Origin of the sequence: Parendozoicomonas verongulae (assembly GCF_009711465.1) — a bacterium.
GTDB lineage: Bacteria > Pseudomonadota > Gammaproteobacteria > Pseudomonadales > Endozoicomonadaceae > Sansalvadorimonas > Sansalvadorimonas verongulae.
The window spans coordinates 36,055-57,299 of sequence record NZ_SMME01000863.1 but is presented as its reverse complement, the minus strand read 5'-3'; the positions used below and the strand labels follow the sequence as shown (position 1 = coordinate 57,299).

Annotated in this window: 23 protein-coding genes; 21 read left to right on the top strand and 2 right to left on the bottom strand. The window is 50.5% G+C overall.

The annotated features are described in order from the left end of the window. The first annotated feature begins 9 nt into the window (after nucleotides 1–9). From rplX to E1189_RS18190, 18 genes are all read left to right on the top strand, one after another. Nucleotides 10–324, top strand: a complete 315-nt coding sequence (gene rplX / locus E1189_RS18275) for a 50S ribosomal protein L24 (protein WP_329602109.1) — start codon at nucleotides 10–12, stop codon at nucleotides 322–324. Between the two features lie 11 nt (nucleotides 325–335). Beyond that, on the top strand, nucleotides 336–875 hold the full coding sequence (gene rplE / locus E1189_RS18270; RefSeq protein WP_155162184.1) for a 50S ribosomal protein L5: 540 nt from the start codon (nucleotides 336–338) through the stop codon (nucleotides 873–875). 13 nt (nucleotides 876–888) lie between these two features. Beyond that, nucleotides 889–1,194, top strand: coding sequence for a 30S ribosomal protein S14 (rpsN, locus tag E1189_RS18265; RefSeq protein WP_155162183.1), 306 nt, complete (start codon nucleotides 889–891; stop codon nucleotides 1,192–1,194). A 25-nt stretch (nucleotides 1,195–1,219) separates the two neighbouring features. After that, a complete protein-coding gene (gene rpsH / locus E1189_RS18260; RefSeq protein ID WP_155162182.1) occupies nucleotides 1,220–1,612 on the top strand; it encodes a 30S ribosomal protein S8 in 393 nt (130 codons plus the stop codon). Between the two features lie 12 nt (nucleotides 1,613–1,624). Then, nucleotides 1,625–2,158: a 50S ribosomal protein L6 gene (gene rplF, locus E1189_RS18255; RefSeq protein ID WP_155162181.1), complete on the top strand. Its 534-nt coding sequence runs from the start codon at nucleotides 1,625–1,627 to the stop codon at nucleotides 2,156–2,158. Nucleotides 2,159–2,183: 25 nt separating this feature from the next. Further along, entirely contained in the window at nucleotides 2,184–2,534 is a 351-nt protein-coding gene (rplR, locus tag E1189_RS18250; protein WP_155162180.1) for a 50S ribosomal protein L18, read from the top strand. A 9-nt stretch (nucleotides 2,535–2,543) separates the two neighbouring features. Then, nucleotides 2,544–3,053 (top strand): 30S ribosomal protein S5, encoded by a 510-nt coding sequence (gene rpsE, locus E1189_RS18245; protein WP_155162179.1) that lies wholly within the window; start codon nucleotides 2,544–2,546, stop codon nucleotides 3,051–3,053. Between the two features lie 7 nt (nucleotides 3,054–3,060). Further along, nucleotides 3,061–3,246 carry a 50S ribosomal protein L30 gene (gene rpmD, locus E1189_RS18240; protein ID WP_155162178.1) on the top strand — a complete coding sequence of 62 codons (186 nt, stop codon included), beginning with the start codon at nucleotides 3,061–3,063 and terminating at the stop codon, nucleotides 3,244–3,246. Between the two features lies 1 nt (nucleotide 3,247). Next, nucleotides 3,248–3,682 carry a 50S ribosomal protein L15 gene (rplO, locus tag E1189_RS18235; protein ID WP_155162177.1) on the top strand — a complete coding sequence of 145 codons (435 nt, stop codon included), beginning with the start codon at nucleotides 3,248–3,250 and terminating at the stop codon, nucleotides 3,680–3,682. Then, nucleotides 3,683–5,008 (top strand): preprotein translocase subunit SecY, encoded by a 1,326-nt coding sequence (secY, locus tag E1189_RS18230; protein ID WP_155162176.1) that lies wholly within the window; start codon nucleotides 3,683–3,685, stop codon nucleotides 5,006–5,008. Between the two features lie 32 nt (nucleotides 5,009–5,040). Beyond that, nucleotides 5,041–5,157: a 50S ribosomal protein L36 gene (rpmJ, locus tag E1189_RS18225; protein ID WP_155162175.1), complete on the top strand. Its 117-nt coding sequence runs from the start codon at nucleotides 5,041–5,043 to the stop codon at nucleotides 5,155–5,157. Between the two features lie 197 nt (nucleotides 5,158–5,354). Next, complete coding sequence (gene rpsM, locus E1189_RS18220) at nucleotides 5,355–5,711, top strand: 30S ribosomal protein S13 (RefSeq protein WP_155162174.1); 357 nt, start codon at nucleotides 5,355–5,357, stop codon at nucleotides 5,709–5,711. Nucleotides 5,712–5,755: 44 nt separating this feature from the next. Further along, nucleotides 5,756–6,145, top strand: a complete 390-nt coding sequence (rpsK, locus tag E1189_RS18215; RefSeq protein WP_087112141.1) for a 30S ribosomal protein S11 — start codon at nucleotides 5,756–5,758, stop codon at nucleotides 6,143–6,145. 18 nt (nucleotides 6,146–6,163) lie between these two features. Then, a complete protein-coding gene (gene rpsD, locus E1189_RS18210) occupies nucleotides 6,164–6,784 on the top strand; it encodes a 30S ribosomal protein S4 (RefSeq protein WP_155162173.1) in 621 nt (206 codons plus the stop codon). Between the two features lie 30 nt (nucleotides 6,785–6,814). Continuing rightward, the gene (locus E1189_RS18205) at nucleotides 6,815–7,816 is read left to right on the top strand and encodes a DNA-directed RNA polymerase subunit alpha (protein WP_155162172.1); all 1,002 of its coding nucleotides are present in this window, start codon (nucleotides 6,815–6,817) and stop codon (nucleotides 7,814–7,816) included. 32 nt (nucleotides 7,817–7,848) lie between these two features. Next, a complete protein-coding gene (gene rplQ / locus E1189_RS18200; RefSeq protein ID WP_155162171.1) occupies nucleotides 7,849–8,235 on the top strand; it encodes a 50S ribosomal protein L17 in 387 nt (128 codons plus the stop codon). Nucleotides 8,236–8,386: 151 nt separating this feature from the next. Next, nucleotides 8,387–9,649: an amino acid permease gene (locus E1189_RS18195; protein ID WP_155162170.1), complete on the top strand. Its 1,263-nt coding sequence runs from the start codon at nucleotides 8,387–8,389 to the stop codon at nucleotides 9,647–9,649. A 71-nt stretch (nucleotides 9,650–9,720) separates the two neighbouring features. Continuing rightward, on the top strand, nucleotides 9,721–10,881 hold the full coding sequence (locus E1189_RS18190; RefSeq protein WP_155162169.1) for a pyridoxal-phosphate-dependent aminotransferase family protein: 1,161 nt from the start codon (nucleotides 9,721–9,723) through the stop codon (nucleotides 10,879–10,881). Nucleotides 10,882–10,999: 118 nt separating this feature from the next. Here the strand turns inward: E1189_RS18190 and uvrA are convergent, their stop codons facing one another. After that, nucleotides 11,000–13,822: an excinuclease ABC subunit UvrA gene (gene uvrA / locus E1189_RS18185; protein ID WP_329602108.1), complete on the bottom strand. Its 2,823-nt coding sequence runs from the start codon at nucleotides 13,820–13,822 to the stop codon at nucleotides 11,000–11,002. A gap of 222 nt (nucleotides 13,823–14,044) precedes the next feature. On the opposite strand from uvrA, the gene E1189_RS18180 reads away from it, so the two are divergent. From E1189_RS18180 to E1189_RS18170, 3 genes are all read left to right on the top strand, one after another. Then, nucleotides 14,045–15,397, top strand: a complete 1,353-nt coding sequence (locus E1189_RS18180; protein ID WP_155162167.1) for an MFS transporter — start codon at nucleotides 14,045–14,047, stop codon at nucleotides 15,395–15,397. Nucleotides 15,398–15,514: 117 nt separating this feature from the next. Further along, nucleotides 15,515–16,222, top strand: a complete 708-nt coding sequence (ssb, locus tag E1189_RS18175; protein WP_155162166.1) for a single-stranded DNA-binding protein — start codon at nucleotides 15,515–15,517, stop codon at nucleotides 16,220–16,222. A 261-nt stretch (nucleotides 16,223–16,483) separates the two neighbouring features. Further along, nucleotides 16,484–19,675: a PAS domain S-box protein gene (locus tag E1189_RS18170; RefSeq protein ID WP_155162165.1), complete on the top strand. Its 3,192-nt coding sequence runs from the start codon at nucleotides 16,484–16,486 to the stop codon at nucleotides 19,673–19,675. Between the two features lie 15 nt (nucleotides 19,676–19,690). Here the strand turns inward: E1189_RS18170 and E1189_RS18165 are convergent, their stop codons facing one another. Then, a complete protein-coding gene (locus E1189_RS18165) occupies nucleotides 19,691–21,124 on the bottom strand; it encodes a hypothetical protein (protein WP_155162164.1) in 1,434 nt (477 codons plus the stop codon). Nucleotides 21,125–21,245: the final 121 nt, after the last annotated feature.

Below are 21,245 nucleotides of genomic sequence, written 5' to 3'. Positions count from 1 at the left end.
GGAGTTACCGTGAAAAAGATTCGTCGTGACGATGAAATCGTAGTCATTGCTGGCAAAGACAAAGGCAAGCGTGGCAAGGTTCTGGCTGTAAACACCGATGGTCGTGTCCTGGTACAGGGCGTGAACATGGTGAAGAAGCACCAGAAGCCTAACCCGATGCTGGGCCAGCCTGGCGGTATCGTTGAAAAAGAAGCGCCTATTCAAGCTTCCAACGTTGCCATCTGGAATCCGGAAGCTAGCAAGGCTGACCGTGTAGGTTTCTCCATCGAAGATGGTAAGAAGCAGCGCGTGTTTAAGTCCACTGGCAAACCGGTTGACGCGTAAGGGGCTGGCAAATGGCTGAATTTAAGAGAAAGTTTCGTGAGGAACTTGTACCCGCTCTGCAAAAAGAGCTGGGCCTCAAGAACGTTAACGAAGTACCAAAGATCACCAAAATCACCCTGAACATGGGTGTTGGTGAAGCTATCGGCGACAAAAAGGTTATCGAACACGCTCTGGGCGATCTGCAGAAGATCGCTGGTCAGAAGCCTGTTGTGACCAAAGCTCGCAAATCCGTTGCTGGCTTCAAAGTCCGTGAAGGATGGCCAATCGGCGTTAAGGTAACTCTGCGCGATGAGCGTATGTACGAGTTCCTGGAACGTCTGGTTGATATCGCGCTGCCACGTGTACGTGACTTCCGCGGTGTGAGTGCCAAGTCTTTTGACGGTCGTGGCAACTACAGCATGGGTGTGAAAGAACAGATCATGTTCCCAGAGATCGATTACGACAAGATTGATACTCTGCGCGGTCTGGACATCACCTTTACTACGACCGCCAAGTCTGATGACGAAGGTCGTGCGCTTCTGAAAGCGTTTAACTTCCCTTTCCGTAACTGAGGTAACGAAGTATATGGCTAAGGAATCCATGAAGCAGCGCGAACTGAAGCGACAGAAAACTGTTGCTAAGTACGCCCAGAAGCGCGCTGAACTGAAAGCTATTATCAACAACCCTGCCAGCTCTGAAGAAGAGCGTTGGGACGCTACCGTGGCTCTGCAAAAGCAGCCACGTGACGCTTCCAAGGCACGACTGCGTAACCGCTGTCGTATCACCGGTCGTCCTCACGCATACCTGCGTAAGTTCGGTCTGAGTCGCATCAAGCTGCGTGAAGCTGCGATGCGCGGTGATGTTCCAGGCCTGACTAAGGCTAGCTGGTAAGGTCGTTGACTAGGAGAGAGCAACCATGAGTATGCAGGACCCGTTAGCAGATATGCTAACTCGCATCCGTAATGCCCAGATGGCAGAACATGCTTCTGTCGTTATGCCTGCTTCAAAGATTAAGGCTGCTGTTGCCGACGTTCTGAAGAGCGAAGGCTACATCACCGACTACAAGGTAGAAGGTGAAGTAAAGGCTCAGCTGACTATCGAGCTGAAGTACTTTGAAGGCAAACCTGTTATTGAAGAGATCAAGCGCGTAAGTCGTCCTGGTCTGCGTAACTACGCAGCTGCTGCTGACCTGCCAAAGGTTAACGGTGGTCTGGGTGTTGCTATTGTATCCACTAACAAGGGCGTGATGACTGATCGCGCTGCCCGTTCTCAGGGTGTTGGTGGCGAAGTAATCTGCACCGTATTCTAAGGGAGGATCGGAATGTCTCGTGTCGCGAAGACCCCGGTTGAACTTCCTTCCGGTGTACAAGTTACTCTGTCTGCTGGTCACATTGCTGTTAAAGGCAGCAAGGGCCAACTGCAGATGGATATCCATAACGCGGTAGAAATCAAGCAGGAAGAAAACATCCTGACTTTTGAAGCCCGTGATGGAAGCAAGCAATCCCGAGCTATGTCCGGCACCACTCGTGCGCTGGTCAGCAACATGGTAACCGGCGTTCATGCTGGCTTCGAAAAGAAGCTGCAGCTGATCGGTGTTGGTTACCGTGCTCAGGTAAAAGGCAAGACTCTGAACCTGTCTCTGGGTTTCTCCCATCCGGTTGAGTATGCTCTTCCTGAAGGTGTAACTGCAGAAACTCCAAGTCAGACTGAAGTCCTGATCAAGGGTATCGACAAGCAACTGGTTGGTCAGGTAGCTGCCGAAATCCGTGACTTCCGTCGTCCTGAACCTTATAAGGGTAAGGGTGTCCGTTACGCTGATGAAATGGTTCGCCGCAAGGAAGCCAAGAAGAAGTAACGGTTAGGTAAATAAGGGTAAGATTATGAGCGAAAAGAAAGTAGCCCGTCTGCGCCGTGCAAAGCGCTCACGGATGAAAATGCGTGAACTTCGCGTTGCCCGCCTGACCGTGCACCGCACTCCACGTCACATCTACGCACAGGTGATTGACGCGGAAGGCGGCAAGGTTCTGGCAGCAGCTTCTACTGTAGAGAAGGAACTGCGCGGCGAAGCCACCGGTAACGTAGACGCCGCCACTAAGGTTGGTGCTCTGGTAGCCGAGCGTGCTAAGGCAGCTGGTATTGCTAAGGTGGCCTTTGACCGTTCCGGATTTAAGTATCACGGTCGTGTGAAGGCTCTGGCTGACGCAGCTCGTGAAAACGGACTGGAATTCTAAGGGGTCGTCATGGCTAAAGAAGATCGCAAAGACAAGGCTAACGACGAAGGCCTTATCGAAAAGCTGGTTCAAGTAAACCGCGTTGCCAAGGTAGTTAAGGGTGGTCGTATCTTCGGCTTCACCGCTCTGACTGTTGTTGGCGACGGCAAAGGCAAAGTAGGCTTCGGTCGTGGCAAGGCGCGTGAAGTGCCAGTCGCTATCCAGAAGGCTATGGAATCCGCTCGTCGCAACATGATCCAGGTTGATCTGAATGGCACTACCATTCAGTACCCGGTGAAAGCTGCTCACGGCGCTTCCAAGATCTACATGCAGCCTGCTTCTGAAGGTACCGGTGTTATCGCCGGTGGCGCAATGCGTGCCGTACTGGAAGTTGCCGGTGTTCAGAACGTACTGGCCAAGTGCTACGGTTCTACCAACCCAGTCAACGTTGTTCGCGCTACATTCAACGGTCTGAAGGGCGTTCGCGCTCCTGAAGAAGTTGCAGCCAAGCGCGGCAAGACTGTCGACGAGATCCTGTGAGGTTCCCATGGCAGACAAGAAGATCAAAGTGACACTCGTAAAGAGTGCTAACGGTCGACTGAAAAGCCACAAGGCCTGCGTTCAGGGTCTTGGCCTGCGTCGAATCGGTCACACCGTAGAAGTGGAAGATACCCCTTCCGTTCGCGGTATGGTGAACAAGGTTAACTACCTCGTTCGCGTCGAAGGAGAGTAATATGAAACTGAATACTCTGTCTCCGGCCGAAGGTAGCCACAAGAGTGGTAAGCGCGTCGGTCGTGGTATCGGTAGCGGAATCGGTAAGACTGGTGGCCGTGGTCACAAAGGTCAGAAGTCCCGTTCCGGCGGCGGCGTTAAGCCAGGTTTTGAAGGCGGTCAGCAGCCACTGCAGCGTCGTCTTCCAAAGTACGGCTTTAGCTCTCGTCTGGCTCGTATAACTGCTGAAATCCGCCTGGCTGAACTGGCCAAGGTTGATGCAGAAGTTATCGATCTGGAAGCCCTGCGCGCAGCAGACCTGATCAACGGCGGCATCAAGCGTGCCAAAGTTGTTCTGTCTGGTGAGCTGAGCAAGGCTGTTACCATCAAGGGACTGGCAGTCACCAAGGGTGCCCGTGCCGCTATCGAAGCCGCTGGTGGTAAAATCGAGGACTAAATGGCTAAGACATTACCTGTGGGAAATCAGAACGGACTGAGCGAGCTCTGGTCTCGCGTACGGTTTGTCTTTCTTGCCATCCTGGTATACCGGATCGGGGCTCATATCCCCGTTCCCGGTATCAACCCAGATAGATTGGCACAGTTGTTTAGCCAGAACGAAGGAACCATTCTTGGTCTCTTCAACATGTTCTCCGGTGGTGCATTGGAGCGCATGTCTGTACTGGCTTTGGGAATCATGCCCTACATCTCTGCATCGATTATCATGCAGCTGATGACAGTGGTCAGCCCTCAGCTGGAACAACTTAAGAAAGAAGGTGAAAGCGGTCGTCGTAAGATCAGCCAATACACCCGCTATGGTACAGTCATCCTTGCCCTGATTCAGGGTACTGGTATGACTGTTGGCCTGGCGAATCAGGGTGTGGCGTTCACTACCGACTTCAGCTTTTACTTTGTGGCTGTCGCAACATTTGTGACAGGTGCCGTGTTCATGATGTGGCTCGGCGAACAAGTTACAGAGCGTGGTATCGGTAACGGTATCTCGATTCTGATTTTCGCAGGTATTGTCGCAGGGCTGCCGGGCGCCATTGTGCAGTCCTTCGAGTCAGCCCGTCAGGGTGACGTGAATATCCTTGCTTTGCTGGTGGTTGCCGTACTGGCTGTCGCCGTCATCGCTGGTGTAGTCTATGTAGAACGTGGCCAACGCCGCATTACAGTGAACTACGCTAAGCGCCAGCAAGGTCGCAAGGTGTTCGCGGCTCAGAGCAGTCACCTGCCACTTAAGGTGAATATGGCTGGTGTTATTCCAGCGATCTTCGCCTCCAGTATTCTGCTGTTCCCTGCCTCCATTGCACAATGGTTTGGTCAGAGTGAAGGTATGAGCTGGTTGCAGGATGTTGCTCTGGCCCTGGGGCCAGGCCAACCGCTGAACATTGTATTGTTCACGATTGGTATTGTATTTTTCTGCTTCTTCTACACTGCACTGGTTTTCAATCCGAAAGACGTTGCAGATAACCTGAAGAAGTCAGGAGCCTTTATTCCCGGTATCCGTCCGGGTGAGCATACAGCTCGCTACATTGATAGCGTTCTGACAAAGCTTACTCTGGTTGGCGCTGTTTACATGACTGCAGTTTGTCTGCTGCCCCAGTTCCTGGTGGTATGGGCAAACGTACCATTCTACTTAGGTGGTACATCACTGCTGATCGTTGTAGTAGTTGTCATGGATACCATGGCGCAGATTCAGTCTCATCTGATGTCAAATCAGTATGAGTCCCTGATGAAAAAAGCTAATCTTAAGGGTTATGGTTCCGGCGGCCTGATCCGATAGGAAACATAACTCTGCCGATAGTGGAGAGAACAATGAAAGTTCGTGCTTCTGTAAAGAAGATCTGCCGCGATTGCAAGATCATCAAGCGTAAGGGTGCTGTTCGCGTAATCTGCAGCAAAGAACCCCGACATAAGCAGCGTCAGGGCTAATCGCTCGGTTTGAGACCAAATTGAACTAAGCGACACTCTTACGAGATCCCATTGGGATACACGCCTGGCTTGAGCTGATAGGCTCACTGAAAGCCAGGCGGTTGCTTTGAGAAGGTTTAGCATGTATTATGCGGCACCTTTCGATTTGGGTTTAGACCTTCGCGTTGCAATTAGGCGAAACTCACGGAGACGATTGAATGGCCCGTATTGCTGGCGTCAATATCCCGGATAACAAACATACTGTTATCTCTCTGACCTACATTTTTGGTGTTGGTCAGCACACTGCTCAGAAAATCTGTGCGGCTACTGGTGTTAATCCAAGTGCCAAGATCTCTGATCTGAGCGATGATGATATCGAGAAACTGCGTACCGCCGTCGGTGACTTCACCGTCGAAGGTGACCTGCGTCGCGAAATCAACATGAATATCAAGCGTCTGATGGACCTGGGCTGCTACCGCGGTCTGCGTCATCGTCGCAATCTTCCGGTTCGTGGACAGCGCACTAAAACTAATGCGCGCACCCGTAAGGGCCCACGTAAACCGATTCGTAAGTAAACAACTGGTTCTTCCAGTCGTCTGAATACAGGAACAATTCTGATATGGCAAAGCCAGGTATTCGTTCACGTAAAAAGGTGAAGAAGACAGTTGTGGACGGTGTTGCACACATCCACGCTTCCTTCAATAACACCATCGTGACAATTACCGATCGCCAGGGCAACACGCTTTCCTGGGCCACTGCTGGTGGTTCTGGTTTCCGTGGCTCCCGTAAGAGCACTCCATTTGCTGCCCAGGTAGCAGCGGAGCGCGCGGGAAATGCAGCCGCTGAGTACGGTCTGAAGAATCTTGACGTTTGTGTAAAAGGCCCCGGCCCAGGCCGTGAGTCTGCTGTACGCGCACTGAATGCCTGCGGATACAAGATCACTAACATCACTGATGTTACCCCGATCCCGCACAACGGCTGTCGTCCGCCTAAAAAGCGTCGCGTGTAAACAGGAGATACGGTCAAAATGGCAAGATATATCGGTCCCAAGTGCAAGCTGTCTCGTCGTGAAGGCACTGATCTCTTCCTGAAGAGCGGTGTACGTCCACACGAGTCCAAGTGTCGCGCTGAGGTAATCCCCGGACAACATGGTCAACGTCGCGGACGTCTGTCCGACTACGGTGTCCAGCTGCGTGAAAAGCAGAAAGTACGTCGTTTGTACGGTGTACTGGAAAAGCAATTCCGCAACTACTACAAAGAAGCTGATCGTCTGAAAGGCGCAACTGGCGTAAACCTGTTGCAACTGTTGGAAGGTCGCCTTGATAATGTAGTATACCGTATGGGCTTTGGTTCCACCCGCGCTGAATCACGTCAGCTGGTGAGCCACAAGGCCATTATGGTAAATGGTAAGACAGTCAACATCCCGTCCTACCAGGTTAAGCCTGGTGATGTTGTCGCTGTCCGCGAGAAGGCTAAGAACCAGTTGCGTATCAACGCTGCTCTGGAACTGGCCGCCCAACGCGGTTTCTCCGTGTGGGTAGAGGTTGATGCCAAGAAGAAAGAAGGTACTTTCAAGGCACAGCCTGAGCGGAGTGATCTGTCAGCCGACATCAACGAGAACCTGATCGTCGAGCTGTACTCCAAGTAAGGGATAGATAACTAGGTGGGGTGTTCATCCATGCAGAACTCGGCTACAGAATTTTTGACTCCGCGTCACATCGACGTTGAGGAACACAGCGCAACGCGTGCCAAGATTACTCTCGAACCACTCGAGCGTGGCTTTGGTCATACGTTGGGTAATGCACTGCGGCGTATTCTGCTGTCCTCAATGCCAGGATGTGCTGTTGTCGAAGCCGAGATCGACGGGGTGCAGCATGAGTACAGCACAGTAGAAGGTGTTCAGGAAGATGTCATCGACATCCTCCTGAATCTGAAAGGTCTTGCGATAAACATGACCGGTCGCGATGAAGCGACCCTGACCCTGTCCCATAAAGGGGCGGGTGTTGTTACTGCTGGTGATATTCAGCTGGATCACGATGTTGAGATCTTGAACCCTGAGCACGTGATTGCTCACGTAAGCGAAAAGGGCGATCTGAACATGAAGCTTCTGGTTCGTCGTGGTCGCGGTTATGAAACTGCAGATCAGCGTCGCACCGATGAAGAAGAGACACGTTCAATCGGTCGTCTCCAGTTGGATGCTACTTACAGCCCAGTGCACAGAGTTTCCTATGTTGTTGAGCGTGCGCGTGTAGAACAGCGTACTGATCTCGACAAACTGGTCCTGGATCTGGAAACCAATGGTACCCTGGATCCAGACGAAGCTATCCGTCGCGCTGCTACTATTCTGCAGCAACAACTGGCAGTCTTCGTTGACCTGGAAGGTGATGCAGAACCCGAACCGGAGCAGAAGGAAGACGAAGTCGATCCTATCTTGTTGCGTCCTGTAGATGATCTGGAGCTGACTGTACGTAGCGCCAACTGCCTGAAGGCAGAGAACATTTACTACATCGGAGATCTGATTCAGCGCACTGAGGTTGAGCTGCTGAAAACCCCGAACCTGGGCAAAAAGTCCCTTACCGAGATCAAAGACGTTCTCGCTTCTCGTGGTTTGAGTCTGGGCATGCGCCTGGACAACTGGCCACCGGCTAGCTTGAAGTCCGACGACAAGGTTTCAGCTTAAACCACCAGTCTATCTGGTAAGGATGAAGAATCATGCGTCATCGTAAGAGTGGACGTAAGCTTAACCGGAACAGTTCACATCGCCAGGCGATGTTCAAGAACATGACTGCTTCCCTGGTTGAGCACGAAGTGATCAAGACGACTCTGCCCAAGGCCAAAGAACTGCGCCGTGTAGCAGAGCCTCTGATTACTCTGGCTAAGGAAGACTCCGTAGCCAACCGCCGTCTGGCATTTGACCGCCTGCGTAACAAAGCTACCGTTGGTAAGCTGTTTACTGATCTGGGCCCTCGCTACAAAGAGCGTCCTGGTGGTTACATCCGTATCCTGAAGTGTGGCTTCCGTCAAGGCGATGCTGCTCCTATGGCATACGTTGAACTGGTTGATCGCCCTGTTGCAGTGGAAGCTGCTGACGAGGAATAAGATCTCCAGATCTGAAAAACCGGGCTTTTAGCCCGGTTTTTTTTGTCTTAAAAAAGTGAATTATAAAATCTCAACAGACTTGGCCTCTTTTGATCATTTCCAACACGAATCTGAATCTATACTGACATGCCGGTGTATCGGGGGATTTGGTTTGGATAGACAAAAGAAAAAGAACTTGTTGTTGAGCCGTCATGAATTGGCATGGGTTTTCGCACTGGCAGGAACCGGACTCGGGGCTGGTGTGCTGTATCTTCCCTTCGCTATTGGAACTGGGGGGATATTACCAATTCTTACACTCACGCTTTTCTGTCTGCCTTTGGTGATGCTTAGCCACCGCAACCTGTCCAGAGTTTGTCTCAGTCCGGAAATGCCCAGCGCCGATATGCACAGCGTAATACAACATATTTTCCCAAAGCGTTATTCAGGTATCTTTCTCCTTATCTGTTTTCTATCTGTTTTTCCAACACTTCTTATTTATTCCATTGGTATTACAAATATTACGTCCAGCTTCATTCGTCACCAACTTCAGCATCATGTACCAGATAATATCTATATTTCAGCCGTGTTGATTATGATGCTGGTTACGGTTTTAGTCGGTGGTGAGAAGTGGCTGCTGCGTGTGGCTAGCGCGATGGTAGTGCCGCTCACAATTATCATGCTCTTTATGGGAATTTACCTCATCCCTCATTGGGAGCTGGATTATCTGTTTTACATTCCAGGGCATGGTGAGTTCTGGAGGGTCATTTTATTTGGATTGCCTGTCGTTATATTTTCTTTCTATCATGCGCCTATGTGTGCAGTTATGGCCAGGCGATACAGGGAACACGGAGGAAAAACGGAAGATCATTATCGAACAATAGATAATATTCATCTCCTCAGTACCGTTTTTCTCTTTGTTGTGATTATGTTTTTTGTTCTCTCATGTCTGCTGTCCCTTCCCAAAGACACACTGGTTGTTGAGCAGCACAGCAATCTTCCTATTCTTTCAGTGCTTGCCAACAGTTCTGGCAATAACTGGTTCTTTTTTATAGCTCCGCTCATCGCTTTTCTTTCGATAACAACGTCATTTCTGGGATTTTTTCTGGGAACGGTCGAATTAATTAATGGCATTCTTTCCCACGCTATTAATCGCTTTTTTGGGAAAACCACAACGTCACCGGCATCTGTTCACAGAATAAGTATTGCTATTGCAGCTATTGGTTGCTGGCTGGCAGCTGTATGCAACTGGAATATCTTAAAGGTTATCGCCGGATTGGTTGCACCAATGATGGCTGCCGTTGTTTTCTTTATTCCTATCTATGCCATTTATCGATTTAAGACTTTGATGTTTATGCGAAGTCAATTGCAGGATGCTTATGTTTTTGCTGGGGGTGCTGTCGTAATAGTGGGGTTCCTTATTTCTTTAACATTTTGAATATTTTTACGCAAAAAGACTGATATGATTCCATGTGCTTCTAAAATCGAGAATTATTGAGCAGGGTATACATGACGATTCAATCTTTTCATCCGCCAAAACGTACACTTATGGGCCCTGGCCCTTCAGATGTTTATCCTCGAGTTACTGAGGCCCTTTCTCGCCCAACCGTCGGTCACCTTGATCCAGAATTCGTTCGTATGATGGATGAAGTGAAGCATCTGCTTCAATACGCATTCCGCACAGAGAATACCCTGACTTTGCCCGTGTCTGCTCCCGGTTCGGCTGGTATGGAAACCTGTTTTGCTAATCTGGTTGAGCCGGAAGACAAAGTGGTCGTCTGTATCAATGGCGTATTCGGTATGCGGATGAAAGAGAATGTAGAACGCTGTGGTGGTGAAGTTATTATTGTCCAGGGCGAATGGGGTCGAGCTGTTGACTCTGCTGCTGTTGAAGAAACCCTGAAGTCTCATCCTGATGCTGCGATTCTGGCCTTTGTTCATGCCGAGACCTCTACCGGTGCCCGCAGTGATGCAGAAAAGCTGTGTGCCCTGGCTCGGGAGCATAACTGCCTGACCATCGTTGATGCCGTAACTTCTCTCGGTGGCAGCCAGCTGGAAGTGGATGCCTGGGGCATTGATGCCATCTACTCCGGAACCCAGAAGTGTCTCTCCTGTGTACCCGGCCTCTCCCCTGTGAGTTTTAGCCAGAAGGCTGTGGATAAAATTCAGAATCGTAAAACCAGGGTGCAAAGTTGGTTCCTCGATCTGAATCTGGTCATGGGTTACTGGGGCAAAGGTGCCAAGCGTGCCTATCATCATACCGCTCCTGTCAATACGCTCTATGCTCTTCATGAATCTCTGGTAATTTTGCAGGAAGAGGGCATTGAGAACTCCTGGGCGCGTCATCAGTTACACCACAACGCTTTGGTAGCTGGTCTTGAAGCTATAGGCATGGAAATGGTCGTTCCTATTGAAGAGCGTTTGGCACAGTTGAATCTCGTGACTGTTCCTGAAAACATTGATGAAGCTGCTGTGCGTGCTCAGCTGTTGGCAGACTACAATCTGGAAATCGGCGCAGGCTTGGGCGATTTTGCGGGTAAGGTTTGGCGAATTGGCCTGATGGGTTGTGCAGCGACCAAAACAAATGTCCTGTTCTGTCTGGGAGCGCTGCAAGCGGTTTTGGGTAAAGCAGGAGCGACTGAGGCGGCACTTACCGTCTACAACAGCTAATCAGAGTTTCTCGCATAAGCCGCAGATGATTTCATTGCTGCGGCTTTTAATATCGGGAATTAGTTGTAGCCTGACAACCTGTAAAGGCATGTTCCAGCAGATCCAGCCAGTATGCTGATTACGCCAGCATTGGTTTCAGGAAACGGCCAGTATGGGAAACCTCCATATCAGCTACCTCCTCCGGCGTGCCGGTAGCGATAATCTGTCCGCCGCCGTCCCCCCCTTCCGGGCCAAGATCTACAACCCAGTCTGCGGTTTTAATCACATCCAGGTTATGCTCAATCACCAAAACGGTGTTGCCATGATCACGCAGACGGTGCAGAACCTTTAGCAGTAGTTGAATATCTTCAAAGTGCAGGCCAGTGGTTGGTTCATCGAGGATGTAGAAGGTTTTGCCGGTATCCCGTTTGGACAGTTCTTTAGCCAGTTTGACCCGCTGGGCTTCACCGCCAGAAAGAGTGGTCGCGTTCTGGCCGAGGTGAATATACGACAAGCCTACATCCATTAAAGTTTGCAGTTTACGTTTGAGGGCAGGAATGGCGTCGAAGAAAGGTAGTGCTTCTTCCACGGTCATCTCCAGAACTTCATCAATGCTCTTGCCTTTGTACTTCACTTCCAGAGTTTCACGGTTGTAGCGTTTGCCTTTGCAGACGTCACAGGGTACATAGATGTCTGGCAGGAAGTGCATTTCCACTTTGATTACGCCATCACCCTGACAAGCCTCACAACGGCCACCCTTCACGTTAAAGCTGAATCGGCCAGGCTTGTAACCACGGGAGCGGGCTTCCTGTGTGCCTGCAAAAAGTTCACGGATAGGCGTGAAAATACCGGTATAGGTCGCAGGGTTGGAGCGTGGTGTTCGGCCGATAGGGCTTTGGTCGATGTCGATACACTTATCCACATGCTCAAGGCCCTTCAGTTTTTTCCACGGAGCCGCTGTCAGGGTTGTGGCCCCGTTCAGCTTCTCCGCCAGAATGGGGTAGAGCGTACCATTTACCAGTGTGGATTTGCCCGAGCCAGACACGCCCGTCACGCAGGTCAGCAGACCCAGGGGAACGTCCAGATTAACATTCTTCAGATTATTGCCGGAGCAACCTGAAAGCATCAGCTTGCGCTTCTTATCCACAGGAACACGCCTGGAAGGCACTTCAATACGGCGAACCCCTGCCAGGTACTGACCGGTAATGGACTTCTCGTTGTCCATGACTTCTTCAGGTGTACCGCTGGCAATAATCTGACCGCCGTGCACACCGGCACCAGGGCCGATATCCAGCACATAGTCTGCGGTACGGATCGCATCTTCATCGTGTTCCACGACGATAACCGTATTGCCAAGATCACGAAGGCGAGTGAGGGTTTTTAGCAGGCGGTCGTTATCTCGCTGGTGGAGGCCGATAGACGGCTCATCGAGAATATACATGACACCTACAAGGCCCGCACCAATCTGACTGGCAAGGCGGATGCGCTGGGCTTCACCGCCGGAAAGGGTGTCGGCACTGCGGTCGAGGGTAAGGTAGTTCAGGCCTACGTTATTCAGGAAGCTGAGGCGCTCCTGAATCTCCTTCAGAATCTTGGATGCAATCTCCCCTTTCTGGCCGGTGAGATTCAGGGCCTCAAAGTGTTGCAGCGCCCCTTCAACAGGAAGACAGGATACTTGTGGCAGGTTTGTGTCTTCAATAAACACATTGCGTGCTTCTTCCCGCAGACGGGTGCCTTTGCACTTAGGGCAAGGCTGGGTGGCGACGTATTTGCTCAGGTCTTCCCGAACAGACTGGGATTCTGTGTCTTTGTAGCGACGCTCAAAGTTGGGAATGATGCCCTCAAAGCGGTGGCGCTTTTTGTAAATATCGCCACGGTCGTTTATATAGCTGAAATCGATCAGGTCATCACCAGAGCCGTGAAGGATAATATCCTGATGATCACCAGAGAGTTCTTCAAAAGGCGTATCGATAGAGAAACCACAGTGCCTGGCCAGAGACTTCAACATATGGAAGTAGTACACGCTGCGGCGATCCCACCCACGAATGGCACCTTCTGCCAGTGTCAATTCCGGATTATGGATGATGCGATCCTGGTCGAAGAACTGCTTCACACCCAAGCCATCACAGCTGGGGCAGGCACCGGCCGGATTGTTGAAGGAGAACAGGCGGGGCTCCAGTTCGTTAATGCTGTAGCCACACTCTGGGCAGGCAAAGCGTGCTGAGAAGACAATGTCGTCTGCTTCGCCATCCATGAAGCTGACGGTGGCCAGACCATCAGTTAAACCCAGAGCGGTTTCAAAGGATTCGGACAGGCGCAGCTGAAGGTCGCCCCGCACCTTGATGCGATCCACAACCACTTCAATCGTGTGCTTCTTGTTCTTTTCCAATGCCGGTGGCGTGTCCAGATCGGTCACAATGCCGTTGATGCGGGCACGGATAAAGCCCTGACTTTTCAGTTCACTGAAGACATGGAGGTGTTCACCTTTGCGAGCACGGACAACCGGTGCCAGCACCATCAGCTTGGATCCCTCCGGCAGATCGAGCACTTGATCCACCATCTGGCTGATAGTTTGTGCTTCCAACGGATGGTGATGCTTCGGGCAGCGAGGTGTACCGACCCGTGCGAACAACAGACGCAGGTAGTCGTAAATTTCGGTGATGGTACCCACGGTAGAACGTGGGTTATGGCTGGTGGACTTCTGCTCGATAGAAATGGCAGGGGACAAACCTTCAATATGGTCAACGTCCGGTTTTTCCATCATCGAGAGGAACTGGCGGGCATAGGCTGAGAGAGATTCTACATACCGGCGCTGGCCTTCGGCATATAAAGTATCAAACGCCAGCGACGATTTGCCTGACCCCGACAGCCCGGTAATGACAATCAGCTTATCCCTGGGCAGATTGACATCAATATTTTTGAGATTATGAGTGCGCGCGCCGCGTACAGTAATGGAATCCACAAAATAACTCCCATAGAGAACCGGACGATTATAAAGCAGGTAAGCCTGTGAATCATTCAGTTACGTTAAGAGTCGTGGCGCAATCTCAGTAGGCGAATACAATGGCTGAGGGGGTTTAATCCCTAGAGGGAATGGATGATTACTTTGTGCCGGATTCTGGATGCACTGGTATAGTTGTGGGTTCGGCTAAATGTTCAATAAATGGTAGTGACGTAATAAAGAATGAATTCACTGGAAGTGAGAGCCGCGTCCTCTCTTGCTCTTGTTTTTGCCCTGCGCATGATGGGGCTGTTTATACTGCTGCCGGTTATGGCAGCGTATGCAGATGAACTGACTGGTAGTACACCCTTTCTTGTGGGTATGGCTATTGGCGCGTACGGACTGACCCAGTCTCTCCTGCAAATTCCTGCGGGTTTATTGTCTGACCGTATTGGTCGTAAACCGGTGATTCTGGGTGGGCTGTTGATCTTTGCTCTGGGAAGCCTGCTCGCTGGTAGCAGTGATTCGATTATGGGCGTAATTGCCGGGCGCTTTCTTCAAGGCGCTGGGGCTATTGCTGCCGCGATTACAGCTCTTATTGCTGATTTAACCCGGGAAGAAAACCGCTCACGTGCTATGGCGATGGTGGGTATGAGTATTGGATTGTCCTTCTGTTTATCCATGGTAGCTGGGCCTGTTCTGGCGGATGAATGGGGTATTTCCGGGCTGTTTCATGTATCTGCCGTGATGGCGGTGGTAGCCATGGTGCTGGTGGTCTTTGGTGTGCCCACACCGGTTCGGCAGAAGGCCAATCGCGAAACTGTAACGGCCACCTCTCAAATTCGTGTTGTACTGAGCCATAAACAATTACTGCGTTTGAATGCCGGTGTATTTACTTTGCACTTTGTATTGATGGCGCTGTTTGTGCATTTGCCTGTGGCTCTACAAAAGCTTGCAGGGTTACCCCGTGAACAGCACTGGTGGGTGTATCTCTTATCTATGGGCGTGTCATTTTTTGCCATGGTGCCCTTTATCATTATTGGAGAGAAAAAACGCCTGATTCGCCCTATTATGATAGGCGCGATTATATTGCTGCTGCTGGCGCAAACCGTGCTTTGGCTGGGGCGAAGCCATTTAACTGCTTTGGTGGGTGGTGTTCTGCTGTTTTTTACTGCCTTTAATTATCTGGAAGCGACATTGCCCTCTCTGGTGAGTCGTATTGCTCCGGCGGGGAGTCGTGGAACGGCAATGGGAGCCTTTTCCACATTCCAGTTTCTTGGTGCAGGATTGGGCGGAGCTGTATCCGGTTATTTCTACCAGCAGTATGGTGAAACGGGAATCTATGCTTTGGTGGCAATTGCGACTGCCCTCTGGTGGTTATTGTCTGTTACCATGAATAACCCCTCTTATGTCAGCAGTATCGTGCTGGACCTTTATCCGGTTGCCCCGGAAGAAGCTGGCCGAATGAACGACCGTCTCGCTACGGTGGCAGGGGTCAGGGAAGTATCCCTGATCGTTGAAGAACAGAAGGCTTATCTGAAGGTCGACACAGATCAACTGAATGAGCAGCATCTGCGCCAGTACGGAGATTGGTAATTAGCCAGGTCGTCGGCAGAATCAAATTTAAAATGGCTTGTGCACAGGCAGGCCATTCAATACGTTATTAGATAGCGTTCTTATAGACAGTTATTAGATTAGAAATGGGAGACGGCAATGGCTCGAAGTGGCATCAATAAGGTCATACTGGTAGGTAACCTTGGAGGGGATCCGGAAGTTCGCTATACCCCCAATGGCAGTGCTGTCACCAACCTGAGTGTTGCTACTGGCGAATCTTGGATCGACAAGAACACCAATCAGCGTCAGGAACGCACGGAATGGCACCGCGTTGTACTGTTTGGCAAGCTGGCAGAGGTGGCTGGTCAGTACCTGCGCAAAGGCTCCAAGGTTTACCTGGAAGGCAAACTGCAAACACGCAAGTGGCAGGATCAGCAGGGTCAGGATCGCTACTCCACAGAAGTTGTGATAGACGGCTTCGATGGTGTCATGCAGATGCTGGATAGCCGTCAGGACGGTGGTAACGCCAACATGGGTGGCGGTAGTCAGGGCTATGGACAGCAGCAGGCTCCTCGTCAGTCTACTCCTGCACCTGCACCTGCACCTGCACCTGCACCTACTCAGAATCAAGGTTACGGTCAGTCTTCTGCGCAGCAATCTGCACAGAATCAGGGCTATGGAAACTACAATCAGAGCCAGCAGGCGGCGCCACAAGGTGGTCAGCAGAACCGTGCTCCACAGCAGTCTCAGGCTAATCAGGGTTACGGCCAGCGTCAGCAACAGCAACAGGCTCCTGCACAACAGCCTGCTCCAGCGGCAGCACCTTCTGGTGGCTTTGATGATTTCGATGATGATATCCCATTCTAAAACGGGATATCGTCGTCAAAATTCTAAAACGCTCTGCTTTGCAGGGCGTTTTTTTGTGGAAAGTCAGCAGGTTTATAAAGACTGAGCGCCAGCCCATGCTGCAGCAGCATCATCAGACATTAAGTTAGCAAGCATAGACCTTTGCGGGTTATTCATCTGTCTACTAGGCTGGTGTAACTAAAAATGGGATCAAAATAGAATAACTACAGGGATGACAGAGGTGCTTAAACCATACTTTCAACATTATTCAGGTGGGGTTTCATGTGGTCGTCGATCCGAAACAAGGTCGTTTTGTTTGCCATTGTTCCGATAACCCTCCTCTATAGTGTTATTTTTGTTATTCATATTCTTGAAAACCTGCGTGTTGCCAAAGGCGGTGTTGAAGCCTTTATGGAGCAACAGGCTGGGCACTTTGCCAGCTTACTGAATGGTCAGGTTCGTCATATTGCCTCTCTTGGGGATGCTCTTTCCCATAGTCTGGGTAAGCACCCCGAACATATATCGGAATACCATGACCTACTCTCCAGCACTCTCAAAGATGACCGTATTGTGCAGGGGATTTTTTTTGGTGAACCTGGTAAAGGTCGCATCTTTTACTATGCCGATACCGGCTTTCAGGAGGTACCCTGGCCTGAAACGGTAGACAGCCCGCTGGATGCTAATGCATGGGGATGGTCGCGACCGTTCAAAAGCCCTATGTCTGATGAAAAGGTAGTTGCGTTTCATTCTCCTAAAGTTGCCAAACTGTATTTTTTTGTACGGATTGATCGTTTTATTGAACTGCTAAAGCACGATAACCCTCGTAACCTTCGTTTTGTTATTGTGGATCGGGATAGCCATTTCATTCACTCCGATATGCGTTCTACAAGACCGGATGATTCATTGCGGGACACAGCCCTGAGGCTCCGTTCCGACTCTTTATTAAAACTGGTAGATGGTCCTGTACACAGTGGGACACGAGGCCATGAAACAGTGTTCTTCCGGGATTGGCCAACTTGGTATTTCTCCAGCCCTGTACCTGATGCTGGCTGGATTTTGCTCACTCATATCCGTGAAACAACAGCCTTGGGGGCAGCACGTCAGCCAGCCATAAACAGCGCTATGATGCTGTTACTGGTCTTGCTGATAGTGAGTGCCTGTGTATTGAAAGTGTCCGGCTTTATTACGCGTCCTCTCGTACGGCTCACCCGTGCGGTGGATAATTTGGGGGATGGTCACTGGCACCTGCCTTTTCAACATAAAGCGGATGATGAAACCGGTCGGCTGGCAAGAAGTATTTCAGCCATGGCTCACCGTCTCTCGGAGCGAGATGAGGCCCTGAAAGATCTGCGTGCTACCAATATCAGTCATATGGCGGAGCGGCTCAGGGGGCGTTACTTCTATTACATGCTGAACGACAGCGGTCGGGTGTCCTATATCAGTGCATCTGTCAGCGATATTTTGGGGTATTCATCGGATGAGCTGGTTGAGGCTATGGCACCAGTCTTTGCTGGTACATCGGGGCATAAGGCCTTACGGCAAGTTATTCAGGGGGTTTTACAGGGTCACCCGCAAAATGATGCGGTTCAAATTGAGCTGCCTCATAAGGATGGGGGAACCCGTACCATCGAAGTTATTAATGTACCGGTAGTCGAGCCGGGAGGACGTATCAGTGGTGTTGAAGGTATGGGGCACGATGTCACTGAGCTGGTAGGGGATACCAAAAAATTCCGGGGGCTTCTGGAGGCTGCACCTGATGCCATTGTGATAACGGATACGGAAGAAATTATCACTATGGTTAATGCCCGTGTTGAGGAAATGTTCGGATATCGCAGGCAGGAGCTTGTTGGCCAGCCCCTGGCGATGTTGAGCCGCAAGCGTGCCGGTTATCTTCTTCCCCGACAGAAATATGAAACGGAATCCTTGCAACAGGGTTTTGAAACCATTTGCCGACGTCGTAATGGCACAAGCTTCTCCTCAGAGGTGACATCCAGTCCTCTGAAAACAGCATCCGGCACACTGGTCACTATCGTCATTCGGGATATTTCCGAACGAAAGGCAACAGAGCGGGACTTACGTCTGGCAAGAGATAAAGCCAGAGCGGCTGACCATGCCAAGAGCCAGTTCCTTTCCAATATGAGTCATGAACTCAGAACACCTCTCAATGGCATACTCGGCCATGTGCAGTTACTCCTGCGTACAGAGAAACTGGAACCAAGGCAACGGGAAAGCCTTGAAACTGTGGAGGATTGCGGGCAACACCTACTTATGCTGATTAATGATGTGCTGGATCTGACCAAAATTGAAACCACCGGTACACAGGTACAGTTTCAGCCTGTGAAGTTACGGCCGATGCTGGACAAAGTCTGCCGCATTTTGCGGCCCCGGGCTGATCGTAAAAACCTTCAGCTACTGTTGAATGTTGATGAGCATTTACCACCGGTCATTCTTATTGATGTGACAAAGCTGAGGCAGGTGTTGATTAACCTTTTGGGGAATGCCATTAAGTTTACAGATCACGGACAGGTGCAGTTGCGGGTGGTGCAGGATGGTGAACGTATTGTCTATGTTGTGAGTGATACCGGTATTGGTATTGAGGCCGATCAACAGGAGAAAATATTTTCACCTTTCCATCAAGTTGACTTTCAGGATCACCCAGGGGGCACAGGGCTTGGGCTGGCTATCAGTCAGCGGTTGGTTTCTGCTCAAGGGGGCGCTTTGAAGGTCGCCAGCTCTCTGGGGGCTGGTAGCCGTTTTTACTTCTCGCTGCCTTTACGTCGAGCAGTTTTAGATGAAGGTGCGCAGAGCAGTGCCAGCAGTCATGATGTCTGTAGCTTTCACCTGCCTCCAGAAGAGACGGCTAAGGTTCTGGTTGTTGATGACAGTCGTATCAATAGGGAAATGCTGGTGCGCCTACTGGACGACGCTGGTTTTGAAACCCTTGAAGCCGTTAACGGACTGGATGCTTTGAACTGTATTCAGGCCAGTCAGCCGCAATTGGTGCTGATGGATATTCGTATGCCGGTCATGAGTGGTTCGGATGCAGTTCGACAGCTGCGAAGGAATGGTAATCCTGTACCTGTTATCGCTGTTACCGCGAGTGTTGATCCGATTCAACAGAAAAAAATCGAAGGCTTAGGTTTCAATGGCTATGTTGGTAAACCGTTCCGTATTGATGACCTGTTCCAGCAGATTGAGCGGACTCTTAACGTGCATTTTATCCGTAAAGAAATAGATGTAGAGATACCCGACTCCCAACTCAGTCCACTTTCAAACCAGGCTTTGAAGCCGCTGCTGAAAACCATCCTTGAAGCTGTTGAAATGGGGGATGTTGATCGCATTCGGATGCTGACCCAGCAGCTGCAGGAGGCTGATCCTGAGGTGTGGCGTTTGTACGAAAAGTGGATGATTTATGCAATGCCTTTGCTTTCGACAGACTGGAACATTACTGCCGGGAAATCGCTCTACCCCTAAAGGGTGAAGGGGACATCACAACGTCAGAAACAGACGACGATATGAAAAAACCACCAGAGCCAGAGCAATTAGGCTTAACGGGGCGTAAGGACCAAAATACATGAAAGGAGTCTGGCCGCTCATGGGCTGGATATTGCCAGTAACCAAGTCCTGTTCTGGTAAAAACCTGGCCAGAACAAAACCTTGGTGATTGATTTCTACCGACATCCCAATATTGCTATAGCGCAGCAGGGGGCGACCTGTTTCCAGTGCCCTTGCCCTATCTGCACGAATCATCCATTCGCGGAAGACCTGCCCCTCTTCAGTCCCGTCAAAAGCCACTATAAACTCAGAACCAATAGATTCAGACGCGGTCTGAAAGGGGTGACTGTCAGATAAGGGGCTTAAAACAGTCATGCGGTAAGCGTCAGCGGCGGGATGTCGCGTAGCAGAGTTTGCAGTGATGGAGAGAGGGTAAATATCACAGCTGCCATCATCAATATATTGTGAAGCTTTTCTGATCTGCTCGGGAATACAGCCCTCACCCTCACCAAAGCTGCAATAGAAGTAAGGGCAATGGGTTCCTGCAATACTAAATTGAGCAAGGTAGGCTGTTTGTCTGCTTTCATTGAGTTTGTAAATTTGTCGGGATAGTTCTGGTTTCTCAACATCGCCTTTAACCCCACAAATAAGAGCGAGCCTGGGTGCGGGGAATGTTGCGGTGTCCAGCAATTCGAAAGCAGCCCCTGTTCCACAGCTGGTCTGCATCACATAATTGAACGGCCGGAGGTCATAGGGCCAGGTCCATTCAACTCTGGACAGCAGTGGCCCGGCTGCGAGGGTAATCAACAATGATATAGCAAGGTAGGGCAGGGATCTGGAGTGTTTTTTTCGTAACTGGTAAATCAGAGAACCGGTTAAACCTGCAACCATGACAAGGGTCAGACTGCTTCCAAAAACACCAAAGATAGGGACAAGGGCGTCGGAAGGTAATCCGAGCAGAGCATAACCGCTAATGAGTATGGGCAATGGACTGAAAGGCATGGAGTAGACAATTTCAAAGGTTATCCAGCAGCAGCTGAAAAGAATAACACTGGCGATGCTGTATGGTGCAATGCTGAGCCTGCGGCGTAACACTGGGTAGAGCATCAATGTGGCAAAAATGATCAGTAGAGGGCTGATGAAAACTGTGAAGATCGCCAGTATTTTCTCAGAAACCGGTGAATCACTCAGTACATACTGGCTGTAATAGGCCCAGAGATGACCTGACATCGCGTAGCTCACAGAAAACCCCAATGCACCAGCGGTCTGTTTTTTTCCAAGAGGGCGTTGAGTGTGGGAAAAGAGCAGAATCATCCCGATCAGGGAAAGAACCCACAATGAGAGGGGAGGAAGGCCAAGAGGGATAAGAATCCCGGCTGTCAGTCCGATAGCGAAGTCAACGACAAGCGAATTGGAGTTGTTTGTCATTTGTTGTGAGGGCCTGAGTAAGCATTTTTGCACAAGACTATAGATGTAAGGAGTGAATAAATCCTGCCTTCCATACCCCATCACCTGTACAAAACCCAAGAATCTCCTAGTCTGAGAAGCC